This window comes from Rubripirellula tenax (genome assembly GCF_007860125.1).
GTDB classification, from domain to species: domain Bacteria; phylum Planctomycetota; class Planctomycetia; order Pirellulales; family Pirellulaceae; genus Rubripirellula; species Rubripirellula tenax.
The window spans coordinates 1477798-1500964 of sequence record NZ_SJPW01000001.1 but is presented as its reverse complement, the minus strand read 5'-3'; the positions used below and the strand labels follow the sequence as shown (position 1 = coordinate 1500964).

Genomic DNA, 23167 nt, shown 5'->3' with positions numbered 1-23167 from the left:
TTGGTTACTTTAAAGGGCCAATTCGTCAATTTCGGCGGTCAACTTCGCAAAGAACGCATCAACCGCGTCAAGGGAGTGGATCGATTCTTGTCGAAATTCTTGGACCCTCGCGGTGACGTCGCGTCTGACTTCGCTCGCTTGTCGCAAATCAACTCGTCGCAAAGCGATTAACTGAAGTCGCACTTTTCGATAGCCCATCGATATCGCTCGCCTGTGCTCACGCGCGGTCGGCAAGGTTGCTTCCGCCATGGTCGAAGTTAATGGAACCGTCGGCGTGAAGGGCGCCGTTGGTGCGACTGGGGTCACGTTGGCAATCACTTCCTGAGCCGGATTCGGTGCAGATAGTACTAAACCACTTTGCTGGGGCGGAGCAACCGAAAGCGGCTGTGGCCCGGTGATCATCAACAGCCCCTGGATCGCCTGACTACTTCGTACGATGAATGTGTCAAGCGAATTCACTCGTCCGTCGCGGTTGAGATCGTGAGGATTTTCGATTCCCGCCGATCCCGGAGCGGTCGATTGGTTTCCGCGAATCACCAACGTGTCGGTCGACGTGACTCGCACTTGGCTGCCTGTCGCCGCACCGGTGACTTCGCCGACTTGATTGCCTAGATAGAACACGTCGTCGGTCGCCAATCCCGCGCCGCCTGACGCCCGCACGGTGACTTGCAGCCACTGGTTCAGGATCGCCTGGTTTGGCCAACTGATGACAACTCGTGTCGAGCCACTGGTTCCGCCACCGACGGTGGTGTCGATGGAAATTGGGGCCGGGGCGTCGGTCCACTGCGTCAGGTCTTGCGAGTTTCCAACTTTGAAGGTGAAGTCGCTAGCGGTCAGGGCAGTTGCCGCCGAGTCTTCAATATCAATAACGACTCGGTTCAGGCCGTTGACGTAGTTGGTGAAATTGGCGGACGTAGCTGGTTGGCCGGGTAGCAAGCCGACAATGTTGTCAGCCGGTGTCGATGCTCCATACCCGGCAGAGGCGTTTGCATAGGCAACACTACGTTTGACAACTTGCGGCGTGGTCACAACCAACGATGCCGTCGCAATCGTCGATTCGTTCGGCGTTCCATTGTCAGTAACTCGCAGCGCAATCGTTCGAGGTCCCGAACCGGTAAACGTTTGCGAAGGCGTTAGACCAGTTACGTCGGCGTCAAAGGTGACGCCGTCATAGTCCAGGTCCCACGCGTACGTGAGCGTTTGGTCGGCGTCATAGTCGCTGGCCGATCCGGTCAACTGGATCGTTGCACCCGAGGCAACCACATAAGGGCCACCGGCGGACGCGAGCGGTTTGTCATTTTCATCGATTCCAGGTGTTCCGCCGACGACGTAACTGGGCCGCCAATTGGTCCCGAAATCGTAGTCGCCGGATGTGCTGAGCACCGTTAGCGACGGCCCATCACCGTCGGTTGGGGAGTGCCAGTCGCCGCCCTTGTCGTCGTAAGTGAACGATTGGATGCTCGAGTCATCTGCGGCCAAAATCGTTAGCGTTTCGCCGCCGTTGCTGAGGCTGCCGCTGTACTGTCCCGCAACCGGAAGCGATGTGCCATAGAACGCTTCGAAGAGGTTTTGATCGACCACCACCAACGCGATTTCGCCGGGGCCGAGTTGGCTGATCGATCCATCATCAAAATTGAACGTGATTCCGTCGGTGAAGCGTACACCGGCGAGCGAAATGGGTTCCGAGCTGATGTTTTTCAGCTCGATAAATTCCCGGTCGCCCTCGTCGGCCGGGTTGTAGTGAACCTCGGTGACTCGCAAGTTCGACGCGGAAGCTGCAGCAACCGGAATGAAGAACGAAGCCTGTTCCGCAGCCGACCATGTCCCGTCGGCCGCAAGCGACCGTGCGATCAATTCGATCGGACCACTAACCGTGATTGGTGCCGGCGCCGAAGTGCTGGTGATCAATTCAGCATCGAACGTCGTATCGCTACTGGTTGCTGAAATCTGGTGCAGCTCTGCCGCGATTAAGTTAGCTCCGTCGCGCAGCAGCGAGGGATCGATCGGGAACTCGTACCAAGTGGTCTCGTCGGTGCCTCCGACCACGGAACTAGCAGGCGTCGTCGACGTCAACGTTCCCGTCGGCAGGTTATCGCGAACGACTTCGACGCCGTTGATGTAAATCGCAACACCGTCGTCGCGTCGCACGCGGATGGTCGCACCGGTGGGTGACCCGCTGCTGAGATCCAGGTTGAAGGAACGGCGGAAGTAGGTGGTGATGAATTTGTTGTTTGAATCGGGGCCGTACGAGATTGGGGTCGCGGTCGCCGAGTTGCCGTAACCAAATTCCGAATTGCCGGTGTTCCAAAGCGAATCATTGAAGCCACCGTCGTCGGATGTCCATGCGCCGGTGGGCTCAGTCCCGTCGTCGAGGAACCGCCAAGTCTGCCCCGATGCAACGACCGTTTCTTGGACGAGCTGCGGATCGTAGACTTGCGCGGACGGATGAATGCCGCCACCGAACAGTCTTGGGTCGGTGCCGTCGGTCATGTAGTAAACCAATTCGCCGGTTGACTGAAAACCAACCAAACTCGCAGGCGGCACTTCACCGCCATGTTGTCGCTGGCCATTGGCCAAGAACTGTGGCGCATCGACCGAGGGAAGCAGTGGCGCCGAGACGACGACGTTGTAGTCACCCGCACCGTCTTTTAGCACCAGCGTTGTGTTGCGGAACTGATCCAGCACAATCGACTCGCGAGCCGGCAGGTAGTTGTCGCGCAGGTCGGCAATCGCGTTGAGGAAATCAGCTTGCGTTCGCGGCGAGTTGTCCCCGCGTTTCGCATCGCCCCAACGAGCCGATTCTGCAATCACCGCGGTCGTGATTTTTGCTGCCTCGTCATCCAGTCTTGCAATCATCGATGAAACACTTAGCGGCCCATCGTTAAAGAACGCCGATTGGATCGCGTCGGCGAATCGAATCCGGTATTCATCGTTGGCCATCAATTGTTGATGCAACCACTGCGGATTGAACCAATCGACGCCGACTTCGAAATTGGCGTCGTTGTAGGGGCCATTTCGGTCCTGGTTGACGTTTCGCATCGTGTGCTCGGCGTCATGCTGGAAAAACCGAAACCCCTCGCGCCCCGTACGGTCGCGAACTGCAAAATAGTTGTTGGGACGATTGTTGCCCAAGAAGTTCGAAATGGGTGCGTCTAAGTTGCCACCTCGAAGCGTTTCCATCATGTAAACGATCAGGTTGTCGACGTCCAACAAAACCGGAAAGTTCGGGTTGTCGCTGCCATCAGGATTCTTACCTTGCGCTTGAAGATAGGCAGCGTCTTCAACGAACGCAGGCGTGACTCCATCGGTGGCACGCGCGTAAGCTTGTTCCCATAGCTGGGTGTAAGCGTCAAAGTTGCCGTCGGTTGCGATGTTTCGATAATCACCGCGTTCGGGCTTCAGCACGTCATAGTCGGCGACGTTACCACCAAAGTAGGCGGCTGCATAATTGGCGTCGGCCCGCTCTTGAGTCTGGTAGATGCCCCAGTACTGGCCGTCGAGATAGAGGTGGACCCATGTGCTTCGCGTATAGGGTTGACCTAGATCACGCTGCGCATAGCGGGCCAGCACTTCCGCAACGAAATTGTTCGTCGCATTTCCAGCAGAGCTCCATGAATAGTTCTGGGGCGTTCGCAAATCGAGCTTGTCAAATTCCGAAACGCCGGCATCGCCATGGACCGGATAGTTCAAGGTCGAGTCGCCGTAGGATCCTCGAAAGAACAATTTCAAGGCATGCTTGGGATTGAAATCGCCGCGGCTATAGCCACCGCGAATCCGCAAGCCCGCGTTGACTTGGAACCCCGGTGTGCCGTCCGGATTAATCCATTCGGCTGATGCCGGCCGTTCCCAGTCGCGACCGTCTTGCACGGCGTTGGAGTAGATGCCGAATTCTTCATCAAATAGATTCGCCAACTCGGTCGTCAGCGAAATGGTTGGCAAGGACAGCAATGCGTCCTTCACTGCTTGTTCGCCTTCGAACGCAATCACATCGGGATCGATACCGTAGTCGACGAAGTTGGTGCCCCAGGTCGTCGGCCATCCAACCGGCGCAGCACCATCGTTGGACTGAGTCAGGACGTCGTCTAGGTACAAGTACGTCCGCGTGATGCTAGGCAGCGAAACGTAGTCGGGCAGGAACGCCGCGGCACGTAGATTCGTCGTCGCGCTAACCGTAATGGGCCCCGTATAAACGGTGCCGTTACTGCTGGTCGGTTCGCTGCCGTCGGTCGTGTATCGGATTGTTGCACCGGAGGTCGGTGACGTTAGTGTGATCGTTTGCGCGGTCGTGTAAAAACCCGCTGGTACGTCCGCGACGACCCGTTCGACAATGCCCGAGACCGGATCCTGATTGACCTCGCCGGGGGTTACCGTGGCAAAGTAAGTTGGCGACTCGGTGGAAAGCTTGCTGGCAACCAATTCGGGTGCGATCAAGAAACTGCTGTTGGACGCTGACGCGTTCAGCCCCTGGATCGCTAGCACATTGTTTCCATTGACCAACGAGGCGATGGCAGTCGTGTCCAGCAGGATCGATTCGGCGTTGACCGTTTCGGCAAAGTCGCGTGTCGTCGTCGCTGCGGAATGGAACGTGAGCGACGTTGGTGCGTTTCGGCGGGCGACTTCGACGCCGTTGATCCAAGCCACAAATCCGTCGTCGTACTGCATTTTCAACAGCAACGTTTCGACATCTGTAACATCGGTGACAGTGAACGGGACCCGCGTGTACGCCGATGGGTTGATCCCAGACATTGACGCTGAAACGTCGGTCGCAACAAACGGATTTTGGCCGGCCACGTAAGGTTGCAGCGCCGTTAGCCCGCCAGAGGCTGTGTCGCCGACCAACGCAAAATTGGCGTTGAACGTTGAATGGGTGCCTTGCGCCGCAAAGAACTCTGCCGACGCGCCGCCCGCACCCTCAAACGTGACTAGCCTGACCTCATAACGGCCGGCCGCCGGCAAGTTGAACGTGCTGATTGTGTCTTTGGCGCCGCGTGTGCCTTCGAATGACGACGAGAAAGTCTGTCCATTGCCAGTTAACGTTAATCCAAATCCGTCGTCGCTGTTGACGCCAAATGACCACTCGCCAGCGCTCGGGACGACGATCGACGCGGTGGCTTCGATAACGAAATAGTTGACGTCGTCACCAATCGACTGATTGGGGAACGGGTTGTCGTTGTCAAATTGACCGTTTGCGCCGGTGCCTAAGAAATTGATCGTGTTAGTGTTTTCGTTCAGATCTAGCAACTGGTAGGCTGGTGTCGCGAGCACCAGTTCGGCATCCGTCAGGGTTGAGATGCTGCCATCGAAAGTTCCCGACGATTTTGCTTTTACATAACGAACATCGAAACCTGGTTGCTCGATTCCAAAACCGATCCCAGTGGGCCCAGCAGTCCAGGATGCGTCGTCGAACGACGTCGTCTTCCAACTGTCACCGAGCGATGCGTTTGCCGGCACGAAAGTCGTCGAACCATCACCGACTTCGACCAGGTCATCAACGTCAAATTCGACACCGAAGGAAACGTTAGTTGTTTGCGCCGGGTACTGCGGCGCGAACTCGCTAACAATCGTTCCGTCAGGCTGGACCAAGGCAAGGTAGTCGCCGCCGGAACTAAGTTTGAAATTGGTATGCAGTTGTTCGCCCGAAACCGCGCGGTCTTTGTCCGATGCGAACACGACCAAGAAATCGTTTGCGGCAAGGGTGACCGATGGGAATGTCCACTCGCTCAGATTCAGCGGATCATCGGTCAATCGCCAACCCGACAGATCGACGCTCGATTGGGTCGGGTTGTGGATTTCGATCCAATCGCTCGAGTCGCCATCGATGTCGTCCAGCCCACCCGAATTTGATGCCAGAAACTCGCTGATAATCGGAGTCGCCGCCATCACCACGCGAGGCTCTAGTCGTTCGGCGATTAGTTTACGAGCGACGCGTCGACGGCGGGGAACTCTCTTGGTTCTGGTCTGCAAAGATGGCTTCAAAGTTCACGCTCGTACTGGATCGAGATAGATGAGATGAGTCGTCAACGACGGAAGGCTGACTCGTTTGGCGCTGAACAAACGCCCAAGAGGTTACTAGACTAAACGCCGTGCGTTTCCGAAACAACGCATCGATGGCGAATTATCTGCCGTTACGCGTGGGGAGCGTCTTATGACGGGCATGTCGTTATTCGCTGAGTGTAGGACTGGCGAGCGGTGTTCCTGGAAATACTAGTCGGGCAGTATTTTGAGCTAAGGCTAAATCACCGCTATTCGGAATCAAATTGGATGGCTTGCGTCGCCAAGATTGCATCGCACTGGATGGATATCTCTTTCAGGTCCTGGCTAGTTACGCCTGGGATGCTGCACTGGATGGTTTCGCCAGGCAACAGACCGCGCAGTGAAGTTGTCGATCTTTTCTCGCCTGCCGCAAAGAACGCGTCGCGGTAAAGCGGTGCTACGCCGTCGTTGGTGACACGCAGCGTCAACTCGCTGCCCTTGACTTGGGCCGATGCAACACGAAACCGATATCCAGTCGCCATGCTTGCCGACTTGATGCGATCGGCGGGTTGGAATCGTGGCTGGTCGTTCCCAATCATGTAGCTGATGTGGAACTGTTTGGCGGCGTCTTCAAAGGAAACGCCGTTGGGACCATCGGGGCCGAGTGCTTTCTTTTGATCCTTGTTGTTGTAGTAACTGAATTCGCCACCACCGGGTTGGCGCTTCCAGCGTTCGAAAGAACGCGGCTTCGTTGAAGCGCGGTCCCGAACCTCATCCATGAACGTGGACATTGACTTTCCGCGTTCGAAAGAACGCGGCTTCGTTGAAGCTCCAGGGTATAGACCACACATTACGCTTGGTTATGCTTTCCGCGTTCGAAAGAACGCGGCTTCGTTGAAGCGCCGCGTTTGCCGACGAGTATCAACGGAAAGACAAGCCTTTCCGCGTTCGAAAGAACGCGGCTTCGTTGAAGCGATCGTCGGTGGATGTGGGCAGGTGGATACATCGCAGCTTTCCGCGTTCGAAAGAACGCGGCTTCGTTGAAGCACCACGAACCTAGCCAAGCCACTCTCAAGAATCTGGCTTTCCGCGTTCGAAAGAACGCGGCTTCGTTGAAGCCCGTACAACGCGGCCTTGTCCAATATCGCAGACCAGTGCTTTCCGCGTTCGAAAGAACGCGGCTTCGTTGAAGCTCGGTAGTCATGATTCCATCCGACCACGCCACCATCCTTTCCGCGTTCGAAAGAACGCGGCTTCGTTGAAGCTCTTTGATTTGGGTGACCTGTGTGCCGATTGCCGACTTTCCGCGTTCGAAAGAACGCGGCTTCGTTGAAGCAGCGGTCAAGCCGAGTCGGGGAACGTGCGAGTCGTCCTTTCCGCGTTCGAAAGAACGCGGCTTCGTTGAAGCGAATTCAGTTATCTTTGCCATCACATAATCCACCATAGCTTTCCGCGTTCGAAAGAACGCGGCTTCGTTGAAGCTCGAACAATCGGTCGGTTCGTTCGCGCTTACCGCTTCTTTCCGCGTTCGAAAGGATGCGGCTTCGTTGTCAGGAGGATCTCCGCGAACGGCGTTGAGTGCGGGCGATTGTACGGGCTAAGGTCGCCGTGCCGCATTCTGGTTTACACGGCCTGTGCGTGAGATTCGAACTTGGTCGACTATGAGTCGATCACCGTGCACGTGGATGTGGCGGTGGCGATGCGTTTGCCTCGCTCGTTCGTGATCTCGCAATCGACGAAGCCGATTCTTAGGCCTCGCTCGACCACGCGTGCCTTCGCCACAATCATGCCTTCTTTGACCGGGCGGATGAAGTTGATCTTCATCTCGATCGTTGAAAAGTCTTGGCGGTCCATCAAGGTTCGGCCGAACGCGATGCCCATTGCCGCGTCGGCAAGTGCCGCGATCAAGCCACCGTGGACTCGCTGCATCGGGTTGTGATGGTGCGCGCCGCAGCGGATTTGGACGGTCGCCGATCCCAGTTCGTCGGTCGAGTCCGGGTCGGCCGGCAACACGTCGAAACCCACCAGCCTTGATATCGGGGCATCAGAAAAACGATTGGAAGGTTGGGGCAATCAATTATCTCGCTACACGGTTCGGCTACCAAGTGAACTAGTAGACGTACTGTAATCCGAGATGAACACCCTGGACATAGAACGTGTCAAAGCTAAGTCCCGCCGATGGGTTGGAGCCTCCGACCAGCGGGTCCGACAGGTTGGATGCAAGGTTCGGATCCAGCGCCCCGGAAACGCGGAGGGCGTCGGTCATGGCGATGATGTGGTATCCGAGCGTCACGTCGAAGTGGGGGAATCGATGCCACCCCAACGACAGGTCCAGTTCGGGCACCCATCCGAACGTGTGGTCGGTTTGGGTACCGGCGTTGGTGCTGCGGACGAGCAGACCGTTGGGATCATTAAAGACATCGGCCCCGCTTTGCGTGACCGTGGAACCACTTCGTTTCGCAGTCCGACGCAACGAACCGAAGCCTACTTTGGTCAGCGTACGGAACGACCAACATCCTTCGCGATAGTTGCTGGCGATACCAAGTTGTCCGCCGTGGAAATCATTGATCGCATCGATCGAATCGCCGATCGAAATGACCGAACCGGCTGGCCCGAATGATCCGTCGAGTGACAGCGAGGTACTGGACACATTCAAGTCTTCATTCATCCGCATGTACTGGTATCCGTAAAGCAAATCAACGGTACCTCCATAATTGCCGTACCAAAATTGTCGTACGGAGATGTCGCCACCATAGACATTGCTTGACCCGGCGACGTGAACCGAACCCGACGCTGCCGTTGGAAACGCGACCACGATGGTGCTGGGTTCGCTAGGTGTGACGGCGGAATTGTTGAATGGTCGGGCTAAGACACTGTTGCGATTCTGGTCGCTGTCAAAACCGAACGAATCTTCCGATGCCGCCCATCCACGCAACACCAAGCTGCGACATTGCGAATCGTCCAACCATGTGCCCAGTGTGACCAAACCACCAAAGGATGCATCGGTGTATTCTTTATCGCCACCTGCCAAGATGCTTGTCGTCGCCTGATCCAATCGACCGGCGGTGGCAAGGTCGGTCGAGGGGCCTGTTGTGATCAAGGCGGGCAAGCGGTCGCCGTTTCGAAACATCATTCGTAATTCGATTCCGCCGAACCACTGATCGCGTGAAAAGCAGATCGATCCGTTAGAGCAACCGCCGCAGCCCATCGAGTCACAACCGCTGGCGCCGCAACCACCGTCACAGCCTCGGTCGCATCCACCGCCGCAGTTGCCATCGCAACCTCCGTCGTAGTGCATCGGGGATGGAAAGTCGCCGAAGTCGCTGCTTTCTTCATAGAAGGCGGGCGTGTCGTGATGGACGGCACCCGATCCGATGATGTTGGTGTGCGGTGCCACCAGCACTACTTCTTCGTGCCCGACGGTTTGCAGTGCCGAAGGAGGCTCGCTTTGCTGCGACTCGGCTTCCTTTGTTGCAAACGTTTGCTCAGCCCCGTTGTCGCGGCGCGACGGTATTTCTTCGACGGCCACCGATTCCAGTTTCGGCGGCTGATAGACGCCTCGATCAGGACTCTTGCCGCGGACTTGTCCGGATGCTGATGGAGCCCCGGCGATGGCGATCGCCGCCGCGCAAGCGAGGGCCAGCGAAATGCGTGGTGAGTTGGCAAAACGGTTTGGAGTTCGATCCATCGTTGATTCTTCCGGCAATCGAAATTTCATCATCGACCGCGGCGAGCGCACCACGGCTGTAGTGACTACTTCGACCGTGGCGGATGTGCCGGTTGAGGGTTTTTGGCAAGCTTTGTCGGTTAAGCGTTGTTTGCCGCCGAATTCAGGTCGGGATTCGCCCTATCGAACCCGCCCATCTTCGGACACTTGCCAGTATTGACGCGTTTCGACATCGACGGCGGTCAGCCACCCGCCGCCATAGCAATACGTGTCGATACAAAGGAGATGGCCCACGTCCAGGACTTCGCCGTCACGGTTGGCCGTGTGCCCGACGATTGCGGTTTTCCCGTTTAGATGGGGTGCCGGCAGCCCTTCGGTCAACGAATACCACCGCAGCATATCGGGCGTTTGTTGGTCGAGCGGTTCGTCGGGATCGTAGGCCGCGTGGGTGAAAAAGAAGTTGCCGTGTTCGAAGTAATCACCGAGCGAATCGAAAAACGCTTCATGATCGTCGGACAAGAAGTCCAAATTGCCGTCAAATCCGTAGCTGTCCAGCGTTTCGACACCGCCGTGGCGAAGCCAGCTATGGTGCGGTTCGCCGTGTCGAATCACCGAAAGCATCATTTCTTCGTGATTGCCAAGCAGACTAACGAGGCGCGTTTGTTTGCCCAATTGGACGAGGACGTCGATGACGCCTCGTGAATCCGGCCCACGATCCACGTAATCGCCGAGCGTGACGACGATGTCTTCAGGCGTCGGCGCGATCAGTTCCAGCAATTTTTCAAGTGCGACGCGACATCCGTGAATGTCACCAATCGCGAGCAAACGCCCGGGCAATTTGTGTTCTCCAAGAAGAAAAGAAGCTGAAAACGTGATCAAACGAACGACCGCGTCGTCTCTTCACAGAAACGGCGTGGTGTTTGATTGTACACGGTTTTGACATTCGCCCTTGACCGTCGAATCGGGTACAAAGCGGTCAGGTCTGCGTTTAATAGAGTACGCATAGGGAAACTATCACCCTTTACGTTGAAAGTTTGTGCAGCTTGGGTGAAACTGTCTAGACCGCTTGAATTGCCTCGGCCCCGTCGCACCCCCCGTTAATCGGGTGCATTTTTGGAGAGTCTGCCTTGTCGATGACCACCAACCCGCCCGAGGACTCGAACCCGCAACACGGCGTCACGGACTCTCGCGGTTCAGCGCCGTCGAGTCCAGCAACGTCGCATCCGACGGATCATTCATCCGTGGGTTCGTTGCCGTCCAACGTTTCGGCGATGGGCGAGGACTTGGATCCTTGGTCCGAGGATGATTTGGAAGACGAGGCGTTTTTAGAAAACAGCGAAACTGTCGCCATGATCGGCAGCATGTTGGTCCACCTGATCATCATCCTGTCGCTGGCGATGATGCCGCTGCGGATGACCGAAGACGAAGAAGCTGTTGTGATCGTGTCGAAGCCGCCGGCCGTGACGCTTGAGAAAGTCGACATGATCGACGAAGTCACCTACAGCGACATGCCCCAGCTCCGCGTCGGTGCGAACAGTTTGGCGGAAGCCGATATGGCCGAAGCATCCGCCGAGATCTTTGCAGAGATTTCAGAGATCCCCAGTCCCGTCGAATTGGAGCAGTCGGATCGCGGTGAATTTTTGCTCAACGAAATGTTCACCCAAGCCGTCGCGCCGTTGGACAAGTTAGAAAACCAAAAAGGTAAAGTCGGACAAGGTGCCGAGGGCGCCGTCGGTGCAGTCGATCGAATCACGTTCGAGTTGTTGCAATCGATGGAAGAACGCCCGACGTTGATCGTTTGGCTGTTCGATCAAAGCGGTTCTCTGCATCGCCAACGCCGCGAGATCCGTGACCGCTTCGATCGCATCTATACCGAATTGGGAATCGCCGAAAAGAGCGAATCCAAGGCGTTCCGACGCAACGACAAAGACATCCCGCTTTTGACGTCGGTCATCGGATTCGGTAAGGAAGTGAAACTGTACACCGAAGAGCCGACGGACGATTTGGACAAGATCAAGGACATCATCGACAACATTTCGATCGATTCGTCCGGTGAAGAAAAGGTGTTCTCGGCGATCACATCGGCGGCCAATGAATACCGTTCGCTGCGTCGCAGCGTCGGTGCCGCCGGGCCTCAGCGGAACGTCCTCTTCATCGTCGTCACCGACGAGAAGGGCGACGATGACAACTTGCTTGAACCGTCGATCGATGCGTGTCGCAAATGGGGCATTCCGGTTTATGTGATTGGTGTTCCCGCGCCGTTCGGCCGCCAACACACATTGGTAAAGTATGTCGACCCTGATCCCAAGTACGACCAGTCACCTCAATGGGCAGAAGTCGACCAGGGCCCCGAAACGTACTTGCCCGAACGAGTTCAAGTCGGCTTTACCGGCAACTTTGAACAAGAGCCCGTCATTGACAGCGGATTCGGTCCCTACGCGTTGACGCGGCTTTGCTACGAGACCGGCGGTATCTATTTTACCGTTCACCCGAACCGAAACGTAAACCGCGAAGTCCGTCGCGGCGAAGTCGATGCGTTCGCGTCGGACTTGAAGTACTTCTTTGATCCGTTGGCGATGTCGCGTTACCGTCCCGACTACCTTTCACAATCGGATTACGTTTCAAAGGTGAAGGCCAGCCCGCTACGCCAATCCCTGGTTCAAGCCGCCCAGTTGAAGCCCGCGACGGGTCTAAGTCGCCCGCGAACCAAGTTCGTTCGCATCAACGAAGCTCAATTGGCCGGTGATCTTAGCGATGCCCAACAAGCCGCCGCCGTGCTTGAAAATCCGTTGGCGCGGATGGCGCAAACGTTAGAGCCGGGAATGAAGTACCGAGAAAAAGAGGACAGCCCCCGATGGCGCGCCGGTTTTGATTTGGCGATGGGGCGGGTGCTAGCCCAAAAGGTGCGCACCGAAACGTACAACGCGATGCTGGCGCGAGCCAAGTTAGGAATGGCGTTCAAAGAAGCTAAGAACAACACGTGGATTCTGCAGCCCAGCGAAGAAATATCGGTGGGCAGCAAATGGAAGAACGAATCCGATTCCGCAAGACAGCTTTTAACGGACGTTGTGAAGGATCACCCGGGGACCCCGTGGGCTTTGTTAGCTAAAGAAGAACTGGAAGTTCCGATCGGTTGGACTTGGAAAGAAGAGTTCACTGACTTGGCACCGAAGAAGGAGAGGGGGCCCGGCAACAACAATAATAACAATAACGTGCCTAAAGACGACAAAGCGAAGATGATCAAGAAGGCACCCAAACGCCCGGTTCCCAAGTTGTAAAGTTGGTCGCCGCGCACTTTTTGTCCGGCGCGGGATGTCGACGGACCACGATCGCGTCGACAGCGGGTATAACGGTGGATTGCTTTTGTTCCACGTTGCCCTGACTTGAGTATCACTGTCGGTATGGAAAACTCTGATTCGGCGTCGATGCGAAATCGACGCTACAACATCCGTCTCGGCCTTTATCTTTTTGCGATCTATACCGCGTTGTACGTCGGCTTTGTGCTGATCAACGCGTTCGCGCCCGATGTGATGGATACCATCGTGTTGGCCGGATTGAATCTGGCAATCGTTTATGGATTCAGCTTGATCATTGCGGCGTTGGTGATGGCACTGATTTACGGTGCGATGTGCCGCAGCGAGGGAAGCAGCACCGAAAATGGCGATTCCGCAAACGAAGGAGCCGCCAAGTGATTTACGAACCTTCGGTCATGGCAGTGGTGGTGTTCCTGGCGTTCGTTTTCGTAACGGTGGGATTGAGTTTCTTCCTGGGGCGAAAAACGAAGTCGTCCGAAGGCTACTTTGCGGCGCACGGGCAAATTCCCTGGGCCGTCAACGGAGTCGCGTTTGCGGGCGACTATCTATCGGCGGCGTCGTTCCTGGGCATCTGCGGAATGATTTCCACGTACGGCTACGACGGGTTTCTGTACTCGATTGGTTTCTTGGCCGGTTGGATCGTGGCCCTGTTCGTGATCGCCGAACCTATGAAGCGATTGGGACGGTTCACGTTCGCCGACGCGCTGGATGCGAAGTTCAATTCGCGTGGCATCAAGGCCGCCGCCGGCATCAGCACGCTAGTGGTCAGCGTCTTCTATCTGATTCCGCAAATGGTCGGTGCGGGCGTTTTGATCCAACCGTTGTTGGGCTACCCACACTGGGTCGGCGTTGTGATGGTCGGTATCGTCGTGATCCTGATTGTGGTGACCGCCGGCATGGTTTCGACGACATGGGTCCAGTTCTTGAAGGGATCGTTGTTGGTGATCTTCAGTGCCGTCTTGGTTGTCATGTTGTTGAACCAGGGTTTCACCACCGATGACGAATCGTTCGAGAGCATTGGTCCGATATCGAAAGAGACGTTAACGGCCGAATCGATCGAAGGTCGCGGAGTGGTCCCGACCGACGATGGTTGGCAGGATCATCCGTTTCTAAGATTGTCCAGCATCGATGACGCCGGCTTTGACGTTTTTCGCATCGAAGCGATCGAAGGTTCGGACCAAGTGATGTTGCGACAAGCCCAATCGGTTACGACCAAGGACGGGCAAATGGTCGTTGATGGTGCGATGTTGGGGACGGGACCGCGTGAAAAGCAACTTCGTTCGGTCGGCCGACTGTCCAAGTTGCCGGACGGGAAAACGAAAACGGGACCGCTCGGCCCGCTCGAATTTTTCACGACGCTTCGCGACAGCGAAGTGGTGCTGTGGGGGAACGAGACGATCACGCACGGTGACGGTTCGACGACGAAGGTCTATTTTCAAAAGCCGACTTCGGGAACCGAGATTCTTCGACCTGGAAAGCACCCGACGTTTGCGGGGATCCGTGGTGACGATTTCAAAGACAAGATGAACTTTGTTTCGTTGATGTTAGCGCTGTTTTGCGGCACGGCATCGTTGCCCCATATTCTGATTCGTTACTACACGGTCAAGGACGGTGCGGCGGCGCGAAAGAGTACGATCGTGGGCATCGCAACGATCGGTTTCTTTTACGTGTTGACCCTGTATTTGGGTTTGGGTGCGATGACAAGCGGTGCGCTCGATTTGACGGACAGCAACATGGCCGCGCCGTTGTTAGCACGCAGCATCAGCCCATGGTTGTTCGCTGTCATTTCGGCGATCGCTTTTACGACCGTATTGGGAACGGTCAGCGGTTTGATTTTGGCTAGCAGTGGTGCCGTCGCCCACGACTTGATCGGAGGCGTGATGGGCATCGAACTGGAGGGCCATCAACAAGTCCGTATTGCCAAAATCGCAGCCGTCGCCGTCGGCGCGATTGCGATGGTTTTGGGCATTTTGTTCAAAGAGATGAACGTCAGCTATCTGGTCGGATGGGCATTCAGCATTGCCGCGAGTGCGAACTTGCCAGCACTCGTGATGTTGTTGTTTTGGAAACGCACCACCAAAGAAGGCATCATCGCCAGCGTCGTCGTGGGCGCCATCTCGTCGCTCGGGTGGATCCTGTTGTCGTCGGACACCTACGCGAAGGTATACGGGCTGGACCCGGCCGATGCGATCGCACCGTTCAGCCAACCCGGTATCGTGACGATCCCGTTGGCGTTCGCAACACTGATCGTTGTGTCCTTGATGACACGTGAAAGCGAACGTGAATAGGGATTCGCTGTTCTTCGTCGGTTTATATGCGGCCGAGTGAAAACGAAAAAACCTCTTTCGGAAACGATCAAGATGGGGCAAATCTTGAAACACTCGTATCGGTTTCCCGGGCACGATTGGTTTACGAAAGAGGGGTTTAGCAGGACGCAACCGTGGGGCACTCGATCGATCGTCCTCAAGAGTCCGCGGGGGACACTTGCTTGGCCACGAATGATATCGCCCATTCCGCCGTGTTCGCCAATGGCGAAAATGTCCATGTCGCATTGAGGCTGACGCGTGTGCCGGATGTGCTGATTTTACAACAGCGATTGAGTTGCATCGATCTTTTGTTTTAGCAGTTGAGTCACGTTGTCCACGCCCATTTTACGGACGACAGCGAGGCGATGTTTTTCGACCGTGCTGGGGCTAATTCCCAGCGAATGTGCGACTCGTTTGTTTTCAAAACCCTGCAGCAGCAGTTCGTAGACTTCGTTCTCGCGAGGCGAAAGATCTGCGGCCAATGCTTGATAGGTGTCCCGTTGGTTTTTCTTGTCCAAATTTTGGATCGACGTGGTCACAGCGTCCTGAACGACGGCCCGAAGCAGGTCCGGTAGATATGGCTTTTCCAAAAAATCAGTCGCACCGTTCTTCAAAGTCGATACAGACATCGATACGGTCGCGTGCCCGGTCACCATGATCACGGTCAGGTACGCGTGGTCCATTGCCAGGATTCGTTGCAGTTCGATGCCACTCATTCCGGGCATTCGAACATCCAACAGCACACAACCCGGTCGAGGATCCGCAAGGGATTCCAGGAATGATTCCGCCGAAGAAAATGTACGAACGGGCAAACCGAGTGGCCGAAGTGCGGCAAAGACCGAATCGAGGACGGCCTGGTCATCGTCAACGACGAAAATGGTGGGTGTGGAGTCCGTATGGGCGACCGAGGAATTCGATACGGTCATCAGAACGCTCGATCTTGAGAAACGACGGTAACGGATTGTTTCGTCGGTAGTGTAACCGTGAATACCGCGCCGCCGGATGGTGCGTTTGACGCTTGGATGTGTCCGCCGTGCAATTCGACGATCGATCGACAGATCTTCAAGCCAAGGCCCAGGCCCGTGCTGCGGTTCGTGAAAAATGCGTCGAAGATTTTTTCGGACTCGTTCTTGGCGATTCCGCCTCCGGTATCCTGGACGGAAATGGTCACGTTCGTCGCATCCGACGTTGCCGACAGCTTGATGCACTTTTGCGATGTTCCGGCCATCGCTTGCAGGGCATTGCGAATCAGGTTGGTCAGCAGTTGTTCCACTTGAATTCGATCCGCTTGAAATTCGATGCTTCGGTTGACATGCGAGACATCGATGTCGGCTTGATGATCGCCAATTTCGTCGCACATCAGCCGGCACGTTTCGTCGATCAGGGGCCCGATACGTACGTTGGAAAACGAAATCGAATCCAATTGCACCATCGATCGAATGCTCTTCAAAACGCCTGCGGCTCGCAGGGCTTGCTCGTTCGCGCGGCGAGCGAATGTTCTCGCCTCGGCAACGATGTTTTCGTCGATCGATTTGTTGTTGAGGCTGGAATCAAGGGCTTGATGGGCCGCGTCGGTGAAGTTGATCAGCGCGGTTAGCGGTTGGTTCAGTTCGTGCGCGATGCCTGCCGTCATTTCGCCGACGCTGTTGATCCGGCTTAATCGCTCCAATTGTTTCCGGCTGGCCGTCAATTCTTTTTCTGCCGCGATGCGAGCGTTCGTTTCAAACTCGATTTGGTGACGAGTGAAAACGGCGGCAGATATCAGTCGCGACAGACGTTTGAGCAAGTCCAATTCTTCGTTGTTGAACGGTTCTGGTCGATCTCCCACGATCAATACGCCTCGGACCCGTTCGTCGGTCACTAGACCGCCGATCCCGACGTGGTGGACGTCGTTACCGATCAACGAAAACACGTCCAAGCCGATCGCTTCGGTCGTCAGCCGGTCACATGGAATTTCCGAAAAACGATTCTTGGGCAGCTCGTGGGATTCTTTGGTGATCCCTCGATACTGAGTCTCGAGTCGGTAGATCTCCACCGTCGCGTTATCTTGCCAACTTGACGTGTTTTCAGGTTCGCACATCGATAGCATCACCGTCGAACAATCGAACACGTCGGCAATGACACGCAGGAATGTTTCGTCACCCTTGTTGGCGCTTTGAAGTGCGTGTGTGACTTGAGCAGCCGAGGCGGTCATGCGTTCGAGTCGCTGCATTTGTAGATCGCGGTCCTTGAGCGTTTCGTTCAGTTGGGTGATGTCGCGAAAAATCACGACCCCACCGTTCCGCTTGCCGCTTCCCTGTTGGATGGGGCGACCTTGAAGCAGGATCGTTTTGTCGACACTCTTCGACTCACAAAGGACGTTGATCTCTAGGTCATCGATTTCTTCGCCGCCTGCTGCGCGTCGCAGCGGAAGTTGCTCTGCTCTAAGTTCCGTTTTTCCCTCGTCGCACAACAGTGAATACTTGCTAAGCCGTTCGGAGTAACTTCGGTCGCTTGGGTCGAATTTGAAGATCGATACCGCGGCGGGGTTGACCAGTTCGATGTTCCCCTCGGCGTCGGAAACGATCACTCCGTCACTCATGCTGGTCAGGATCGCAGTCAGCCGTTCTTCCGTACGCGCGCGTCGTTCCACCTCAAGACGCAGTTCTTCGTTGATTGCCAACACACCCGGGACGTTGAGGGCCAATGGAGCGACGCGGATCACTGCGATGACCGATGCCCAGGAAACGACCGCTGTGATCAACTTCAGCAGTCCGGACAAGCGATAGATGGGGTGCCAGAAGATGATTGCTTCGACAAGGTGCACGCTACCGCAGGCGAAAATGAAAGCTGCAAACAGCCATGCTACCTTCGGGAATCGGAAGTCTGCACCCCGCCGACGCACCATCCAAAGCAACGCCATCGGGATGGCGACGTAGGCCGCAAACGTGGCGACGTCGGACAATACATGCAACCAACCAGCGCCGGGCGACCAATTTCCACAGAACCATCGCGGTGGATAGTCCGACGTGTCAAACAACTTTTGAAAGAACTCAAACATGCGATTGCCCCATGATTTCACCCGCGACCAATCGACGATAAGAAGCATCGATCGCGACAATTCTATCGTCATCAAGCGACGGTATGTCGCTTCGCGAGACAGAGTCGGTCAGGTTCGATGGGGAGCGAGTCTGTAGGCGAACCCATTGGCATGGCCAATAAAAAACCCAACGTGCCTTGGACACGTTGGGTTAGCAGATGGAAGCGATGGCAACGGCTTACGCGTGTGCCGGTTGCATCAGGCCTTCGAGTTCCCAGCCTTCGCGATACTCGCGGCTGACGAAGTCGTTGACCGCGGGCACGTTCGGGCTGGTCATCGTCTTGGCGTCCCATTCGATGCGTTGACCTTCACCGGCTCGCATCGCCAAGTTGCCGGCCAGGATCGTTTCGGTCAAGCGACCGGCGTAGCCGAAGTTGGACATCGTGCCGGGTTCGTATTCGCCCTTGATGGTGCTGACGAATTCCCACTTTTGACGTTCGTCGACGCCGCTGTCGAATGGGATGCGGGGCAGCGTTTGTGCCGGTGGCTTGAAGTCGGCGTATTGATCGCTGGGCAACAGCACGTATTGCCCGCCGTAATCGTCCGGCGAGAACAACATGCCTTTGCTACCGACGACGACGGCGCCGCTTGTCTTGCGCTGCGTCGGGTCTTTTCGCAGCGATTCGATCTTCCTTTGGAATGATTTTGGCAACTGGCTGATGATGTGATCGGGCGGCAGATTGCCACCGTCGTACCAGAAGAAGTCACAGGCGGGAAAGCCTTCACGTTCAGGGAATTCAAACTTCAGCGATGAACTTCCGGGGAACGTCTCGCCTTCGACGATGCCGGGATTGATCAGCGCGGTCATGGCGATCGGATCCCACAACTTAAGCGCCATCACGGACAAATTGGTCGTGTGGCACGCCATGTCACCGAGAGCACCGGTACCAAAATCGACCCAGCCGCGCCAGTTGAACGAGTGATAGGCGCCGGCCTTGTAAGGTCGCATTGGTGCCGGACCGATCCAAGAGTCCCAGTTCAGGTTGGCGGGGATCGGGTCTTCGCCTTCGGGCCGGCCTTGACCTTGTGGCCATACGGGACGGTTCGACCAGATGTGGACTTCCGATACATCGCCGATCGCGCCGCTTCGGATCACTTCGACGCCTTCGCGCAGTCCATCTTGGCTGGTGCCTTGGTTGCCCATTTGAGTGACGACGCCGGTTTCTTCGGCGGTTTCTCGCATCAAACGCGCTTCGGCGATCGACCACGTCAACGGCTTTTGGCAATACACGTGCTTCTTCATTCGCATCGCTTTGACCGCGGCGACGGCGTGCGTATGGTCGGGCGTGCTGACGGTGACGATGTCAATCTTGTCGCCGAGTTGGTCCAACATTTCGCGAAAATCATCAAACTGTTTCGCATCGGAAAATTCACGTCCCTTCTTGGTCAGGATGTCTCCGTCGACGTCGCACAAGCCAGCAATTTGAACGCCATTGTCGGCGATGTGGCTGGTGTCGCTTCCGCCCTTGCCGCCTACGCCAATGCAACCTGCTGCCAGTTTTTGCATTGGGGTGTCTTCGGCGAACAATCGCGGCGTTGTGCTGGCGAAGTAGCCGACACCTGCGGACAAAGCCGCCGATTGGCCCAGGAACGAACGACGCGTGGACTTTTTACTCATGAATGTTCTTTCAAAGCGGTGGAGAGTTCTGTTCTGTTCGGTTGAGGCGGACGCAAATTCAATCAACGCCCGAGCGTTCCGGTTTCAATGCGTTCCGGTTTCTGTGCGTTCCGGTTTCTACGCAACTTGGTAGAATACGACGCCGCTCTTACCATACCAAGGGCGAGATTGCGGGGCAACGATTTGCGCCGACTCCTACCCGGGTGCCCACCCGCCCACGCCCGTTTCTCACCCGCCTCGGAAGTACCGTTTCATGATGTTTCGCCTCGCCAAATTCGCCGTCGTCTTCAACGCTGTTGTGATTTTGGCGTTTTCATTGGGTTGTCGAAATTCCACGGACACGGCATCGAAACCGAGCGACAAGACAGCCGTTTCGAAAGCGGAGCCGAAGCCGGCTGCCCCGCCCGCGAAAGATGACGTCGACGCGGTCAAGACGCTGACGGAAGCTGGTTTTACGTTGGGCGAAAATTCGAACGGAAACGTGGTGAAGGTGTCAGGCGTTGTTTCGCCAGAGATTGTCTCGGCATTGGCCGATTTGGAGGGTTTGCCCGCCCTTTCGGAATTGACGTTGTCGGGGCCGGGGCTGACCGACGATGCGCTCGGTGTGTTGGCGAAGCTGAATGGGCTGAAGCGTTTGGACCTGTCCGACTCGGCCGCCGGGGACGGTGCGCTGGCGGCGATCAAAGAAATTCAGTCGTTGGAGGTGCTCTTCCTGCGTCGCACCGCCGTTACCGACGAAGGACTCAAAAATATTTCCGGTTTGCCAAAGTTGCGGGCAATCGATTTGCGAAATACGAACATTGCAGATCCGGGCACAGTATCACTTGCCAAGATCAAGACGTTGAAAGACATCCAGTTAGAAAAGGCGAAGATCAATGACGAGGGGGCGATGCGGTTGGCGTCGCTGCCGCTGACGTCGTTGAATTTGAATTATTGCACCACGCTGACCAACGACACGTTGCAAGCGTTGGGCAAGAACCCGGCGCTGGCGCTTTTGCAAATGGATTACACCAAGATCAACGACGAAGGCATGGCGGCAGTCGCGAATTTTAAAAACATGCGACGCCTGCGAATCCGAGGCACGGACGTCACGGGCGAAGGGCTCAAGCACATCCAAGGGCTGACGAAAATGCAGCAATTGGAATTGCGAGACTCGTCGCTGGACGATGCGGGAATGGCCATCATCGCTTCGCTGCCAAACGTTGATTTCCTTGACATCAGCGAGTGTCGTCTGGTCACTTCCGAGGGATTCAAGTTGATCGGCAAGATGACGAACTTGAAGTTGTTGAGTTTGTGGGAAACCAAGAACCTTGACGACGACGCCTTCGCCGAATTTGGAAAACTCACCAAACTAAACAACCTGGATGTACGTTCGACCAAGATCACCGACGCATCGCTGCCAACGATCTTGATGTTGACCAACTTGGAACAACTGAACGTCAGCGGAACTCGTTTGACCGACAAGACGTTCGGCGAACTCGGCAAGCTCACCAAATTGAAGACGCTTCGAGTCGCCAACACGTCCATCGGCTATGGGGTGTTGGACAAGTTGATCGAATTGCGAGACGACCTGAACGTCATCGACTATTGATCCGTTAACTCTTGATCCGCGAAAGTCCGCGCTGACCGCACGTCGGTCATTCGTAGTCCCATTTCATGACCCACGGATCGTCCATTTCTTTTTGCATCGCTTTTAGCTTTGCTTTGTAAGTTTCGAGAACGTCTTGATGACCTTGGCTGGTTGCCAAGTTCGTCGTTTCGTTCGGGTCAGCCGCGATATCGAATAGCTCAAATGCGGGCCGTTGCACGTATCGTCCGACGGTGGTGTTTCCGTAGGGTGCGTCTTTTCCCTTTTCCCATTGAGCTTGCCAGCTGCTTGCCTTCCAAAGATCTGACGCGAACGGATAAGGAAGCGGGTGGGCGATGTTCCAAATCAGTTTGTACTTGTCGTCGCGGATCACACGCATCGGATAGTACATCTGAATCTCGTGGAACGTATGCGAGGCAAAGATCGTGTCATGATGCGATTCCGATGGGGTCGCCAAACAGTGCAGCCAAGACTTACCGTGATAGGCGTCGAATTTTTTACCGCCGTCGCGATTGTCCATGACCGCTTCGTCGCGTTCTTTCCAGTACTGTTTTGCGTTGACGGGTTTGATCGGTCCGTTGGTTTTGGCGTCCAATCCGCCGGCGAAGTCCAGCAGCGTTGGCGTGATGTCGATGTGGCTGATCATCGCCTCGCTTTCGACACCGCGTTTGCTTTGATAGGGATCGCGGACGACCATTGGGACTCGCAGTCCGCCTTCGTACACCGTCGTTTTTCCACCGGCGAACGCCATGCCGTGGTCGCTGGTGAAAAGGATCAGCGTTTTGTCGTACAGGTCGGCTTCCTTCAAGATCTGGACCAAGCGGGCAACGCCCTGGTCGATTCGCGCGACCGATTGATAGTACTGTGCCAACTCTTCTCGTGTCTCGGGTGTGTCGGGCAGAAACGGCGGCACCACGACATCGGCCGGGTCGTAGATCACTTCGTTGATGCCCGGATAAGACCCGTCGTTGGGTTTGTTCCCGAACAGATCCGGCTTGTGCTTCGACGCCGATGTTTTGTCGACACCGCCGCCACGGTGTGGGTCGGATGTCGCGAAATAAAGCATGAACGGACGGTCGTCGGATGTGTCGGTGATGAATTCACGGCTGGCGTCGGCCATCGCGACGGTATTGCGTTCGTTGCCTTGTAGGTAGGTTTCGTAGTGGTAAACAGATTCCGGCGCAACGTGATACTTCCCAATGTGCCCAGTGCGATAGCCGGCGCGGTCGAGTACCTGCGGTAGCGCCAGACGAACGACGTCGTGGAACGATGAGAACTTGTGGTAGTGATGCTGGTGTCCGAATTGACCGTTGCGATGGTTGTGTAGCCCGCTCATGACAACGCTGCGGCTGGCGCTGCAGGATGCCGTCGTTGCAAACGCGTTGCGAAAGATCAAGCCATCGGCGGCAATCGCGTCGATTGCGGGTGTCTTTGCGGCGGTATCGCCGTAACATCCAAGCGTGGGACTTTCGTCATCGGTGATGATGAACAAGACGTTTCGTTCCGCTGCCCAGGATGTGGGGAAGTAAGTCAGGGCAACGAACAGGCAGATGAAAGTTCTTATCGGCAGCGGCATGGTGACAACTTGGTGGGGGTTGCGATGCGGAGGGGGCGGCATACGA

13 protein-coding genes and 1 CRISPR repeat array are annotated in these 23167 nt (G+C 56.0%); of the genes, 4 read left to right on the top strand and 9 right to left on the bottom strand.

Features of this window, described 5'->3' with window-relative positions; genetic code table 11:
- Positions 1 to 9: 9 nt before the first annotated feature.
- The 5 genes from Poly51_RS05545 to Poly51_RS05525 form a co-directional block, all read right to left on the bottom strand.
- Positions 10 to 5964: a lamin tail domain-containing protein gene (locus Poly51_RS05545; RefSeq protein ID WP_146454978.1), complete on the bottom strand. Its 5955-nt coding sequence runs from the start codon at positions 5962 to 5964 to the stop codon at positions 10 to 12.
- Between the two features lie 278 nt (positions 5965 to 6242).
- On the bottom strand, positions 6243 to 6572 hold the full coding sequence (locus Poly51_RS05540) for a hypothetical protein (RefSeq protein WP_146454976.1): 330 nt from the start codon (positions 6570 to 6572) through the stop codon (positions 6243 to 6245).
- A 123-nt stretch (positions 6573 to 6695) separates the two neighbouring features.
- Positions 6696 to 7527: a CRISPR direct-repeat array (repeat unit 36 nt; unit sequence CTTTCCGCGTTCGAAAGAACGCGGCTTCGTTGAAGC).
- A gap of 105 nt (positions 7528 to 7632) precedes the next feature.
- The gene (locus Poly51_RS05535) at positions 7633 to 8046 is read right to left on the bottom strand and encodes a PaaI family thioesterase (RefSeq protein WP_146454974.1); all 414 of its coding nucleotides are present in this window, start codon (positions 8044 to 8046) and stop codon (positions 7633 to 7635) included.
- Between the two features lie 37 nt (positions 8047 to 8083).
- Positions 8084 to 9661, bottom strand: a complete 1578-nt coding sequence (locus tag Poly51_RS05530) for a BBP7 family outer membrane beta-barrel protein (protein WP_146454972.1) — start codon at positions 9659 to 9661, stop codon at positions 8084 to 8086.
- Positions 9662 to 9820: 159 nt separating this feature from the next.
- Positions 9821 to 10477: a metallophosphoesterase family protein gene (locus Poly51_RS05525; protein ID WP_146454970.1), complete on the bottom strand. Its 657-nt coding sequence runs from the start codon at positions 10475 to 10477 to the stop codon at positions 9821 to 9823.
- 296 nt (positions 10478 to 10773) lie between these two features.
- Between Poly51_RS05525 and Poly51_RS05520 the strand changes: the two genes are divergently transcribed.
- The 3 genes from Poly51_RS05520 (at position 10774) to Poly51_RS05510 (ending at position 15242) form a co-directional block, all read left to right on the top strand.
- A complete protein-coding gene (locus Poly51_RS05520) occupies positions 10774 to 12918 on the top strand; it encodes a vWA domain-containing protein (RefSeq protein ID WP_246114290.1) in 2145 nt (714 codons plus the stop codon).
- 123 nt (positions 12919 to 13041) lie between these two features.
- A complete protein-coding gene (locus tag Poly51_RS05515) occupies positions 13042 to 13332 on the top strand; it encodes a DUF485 domain-containing protein (RefSeq protein WP_146455269.1) in 291 nt (96 codons plus the stop codon).
- Complete coding sequence (locus Poly51_RS05510; RefSeq protein ID WP_146454968.1) at positions 13329 to 15242, top strand: sodium/solute symporter; 1914 nt, start codon at positions 13329 to 13331, stop codon at positions 15240 to 15242. Before Poly51_RS05515 ends, Poly51_RS05510 begins: the two co-directional genes overlap by 4 nt.
- 296 nt (positions 15243 to 15538) lie before the next feature.
- Here the strand turns inward: Poly51_RS05510 and Poly51_RS05505 are convergent, their stop codons facing one another.
- From Poly51_RS05505 to Poly51_RS05495, 3 genes are all read right to left on the bottom strand, one after another.
- Entirely contained in the window at positions 15539 to 16186 is a 648-nt protein-coding gene (locus Poly51_RS05505; protein WP_146454966.1) for a response regulator transcription factor, read from the bottom strand.
- Positions 16186 to 18348, bottom strand: coding sequence for an ATP-binding protein (locus tag Poly51_RS05500; protein ID WP_222435789.1), 2163 nt, complete (start codon positions 18346 to 18348; stop codon positions 16186 to 16188). Before Poly51_RS05500 ends, Poly51_RS05505 begins: the two co-directional genes overlap by 1 nt.
- Before the next feature lie 169 nt (positions 18349 to 18517).
- Positions 18518 to 19957: a Gfo/Idh/MocA family protein gene (locus Poly51_RS05495; RefSeq protein WP_146454962.1), complete on the bottom strand. Its 1440-nt coding sequence runs from the start codon at positions 19955 to 19957 to the stop codon at positions 18518 to 18520.
- 253 nt (positions 19958 to 20210) lie between these two features.
- Here Poly51_RS05495 and Poly51_RS05490 point away from each other — a divergent pair, with 253 nt between their 5' ends.
- Positions 20211 to 21548: a leucine-rich repeat domain-containing protein gene (locus tag Poly51_RS05490; RefSeq protein ID WP_246114274.1), complete on the top strand. Its 1338-nt coding sequence runs from the start codon at positions 20211 to 20213 to the stop codon at positions 21546 to 21548.
- Between the two features lie 46 nt (positions 21549 to 21594).
- Here the strand turns inward: Poly51_RS05490 and Poly51_RS05485 are convergent, their stop codons facing one another.
- Entirely contained in the window at positions 21595 to 23121 is a 1527-nt protein-coding gene (locus Poly51_RS05485) for a sulfatase family protein (protein WP_146454961.1), read from the bottom strand.
- Positions 23122 to 23167: the final 46 nt, after the last annotated feature.

Bases quoted from the DNA above. Each gene is read 5' to 3' on its own strand.
- Poly51_RS05540 (WP_146454976.1), bottom strand. From the start codon at position 6,572: ATGATTGGGAACGACCAGCCACGATTCCAACCCGCCGATCGCATCAAG.
- Poly51_RS05530 (WP_146454972.1), bottom strand. From the start codon at position 9,661: ATGGATCGAACTCCAAACCGTTTTGCCAACTCACCACGCATTTCGCTG.
- Poly51_RS05520 (WP_246114290.1), top strand. From the start codon at position 10,774: ATGACCACCAACCCGCCCGAGGACTCGAACCCGCAACACGGCGTCACG.
- Poly51_RS05515 (WP_146455269.1), top strand. From the start codon at position 13,042: ATGGAAAACTCTGATTCGGCGTCGATGCGAAATCGACGCTACAACATC.
- Poly51_RS05505 (WP_146454966.1), bottom strand. From the start codon at position 16,186: ATGACCGTATCGAATTCCTCGGTCGCCCATACGGACTCCACACCCACC.
- Poly51_RS05500 (WP_222435789.1), bottom strand. From the start codon at position 18,348: ATGCTTCTTATCGTCGATTGGTCGCGGGTGAAATCATGGGGCAATCGC.
- Poly51_RS05495 (WP_146454962.1), bottom strand. From the start codon at position 19,957: ATGAGTAAAAAGTCCACGCGTCGTTCGTTCCTGGGCCAATCGGCGGCT.
- Poly51_RS05490 (WP_246114274.1), top strand. From the start codon at position 20,211: ATGATGTTTCGCCTCGCCAAATTCGCCGTCGTCTTCAACGCTGTTGTG.
- Poly51_RS05485 (WP_146454961.1), bottom strand. From the start codon at position 23,121: ATGCCGCTGCCGATAAGAACTTTCATCTGCCTGTTCGTTGCCCTGACT.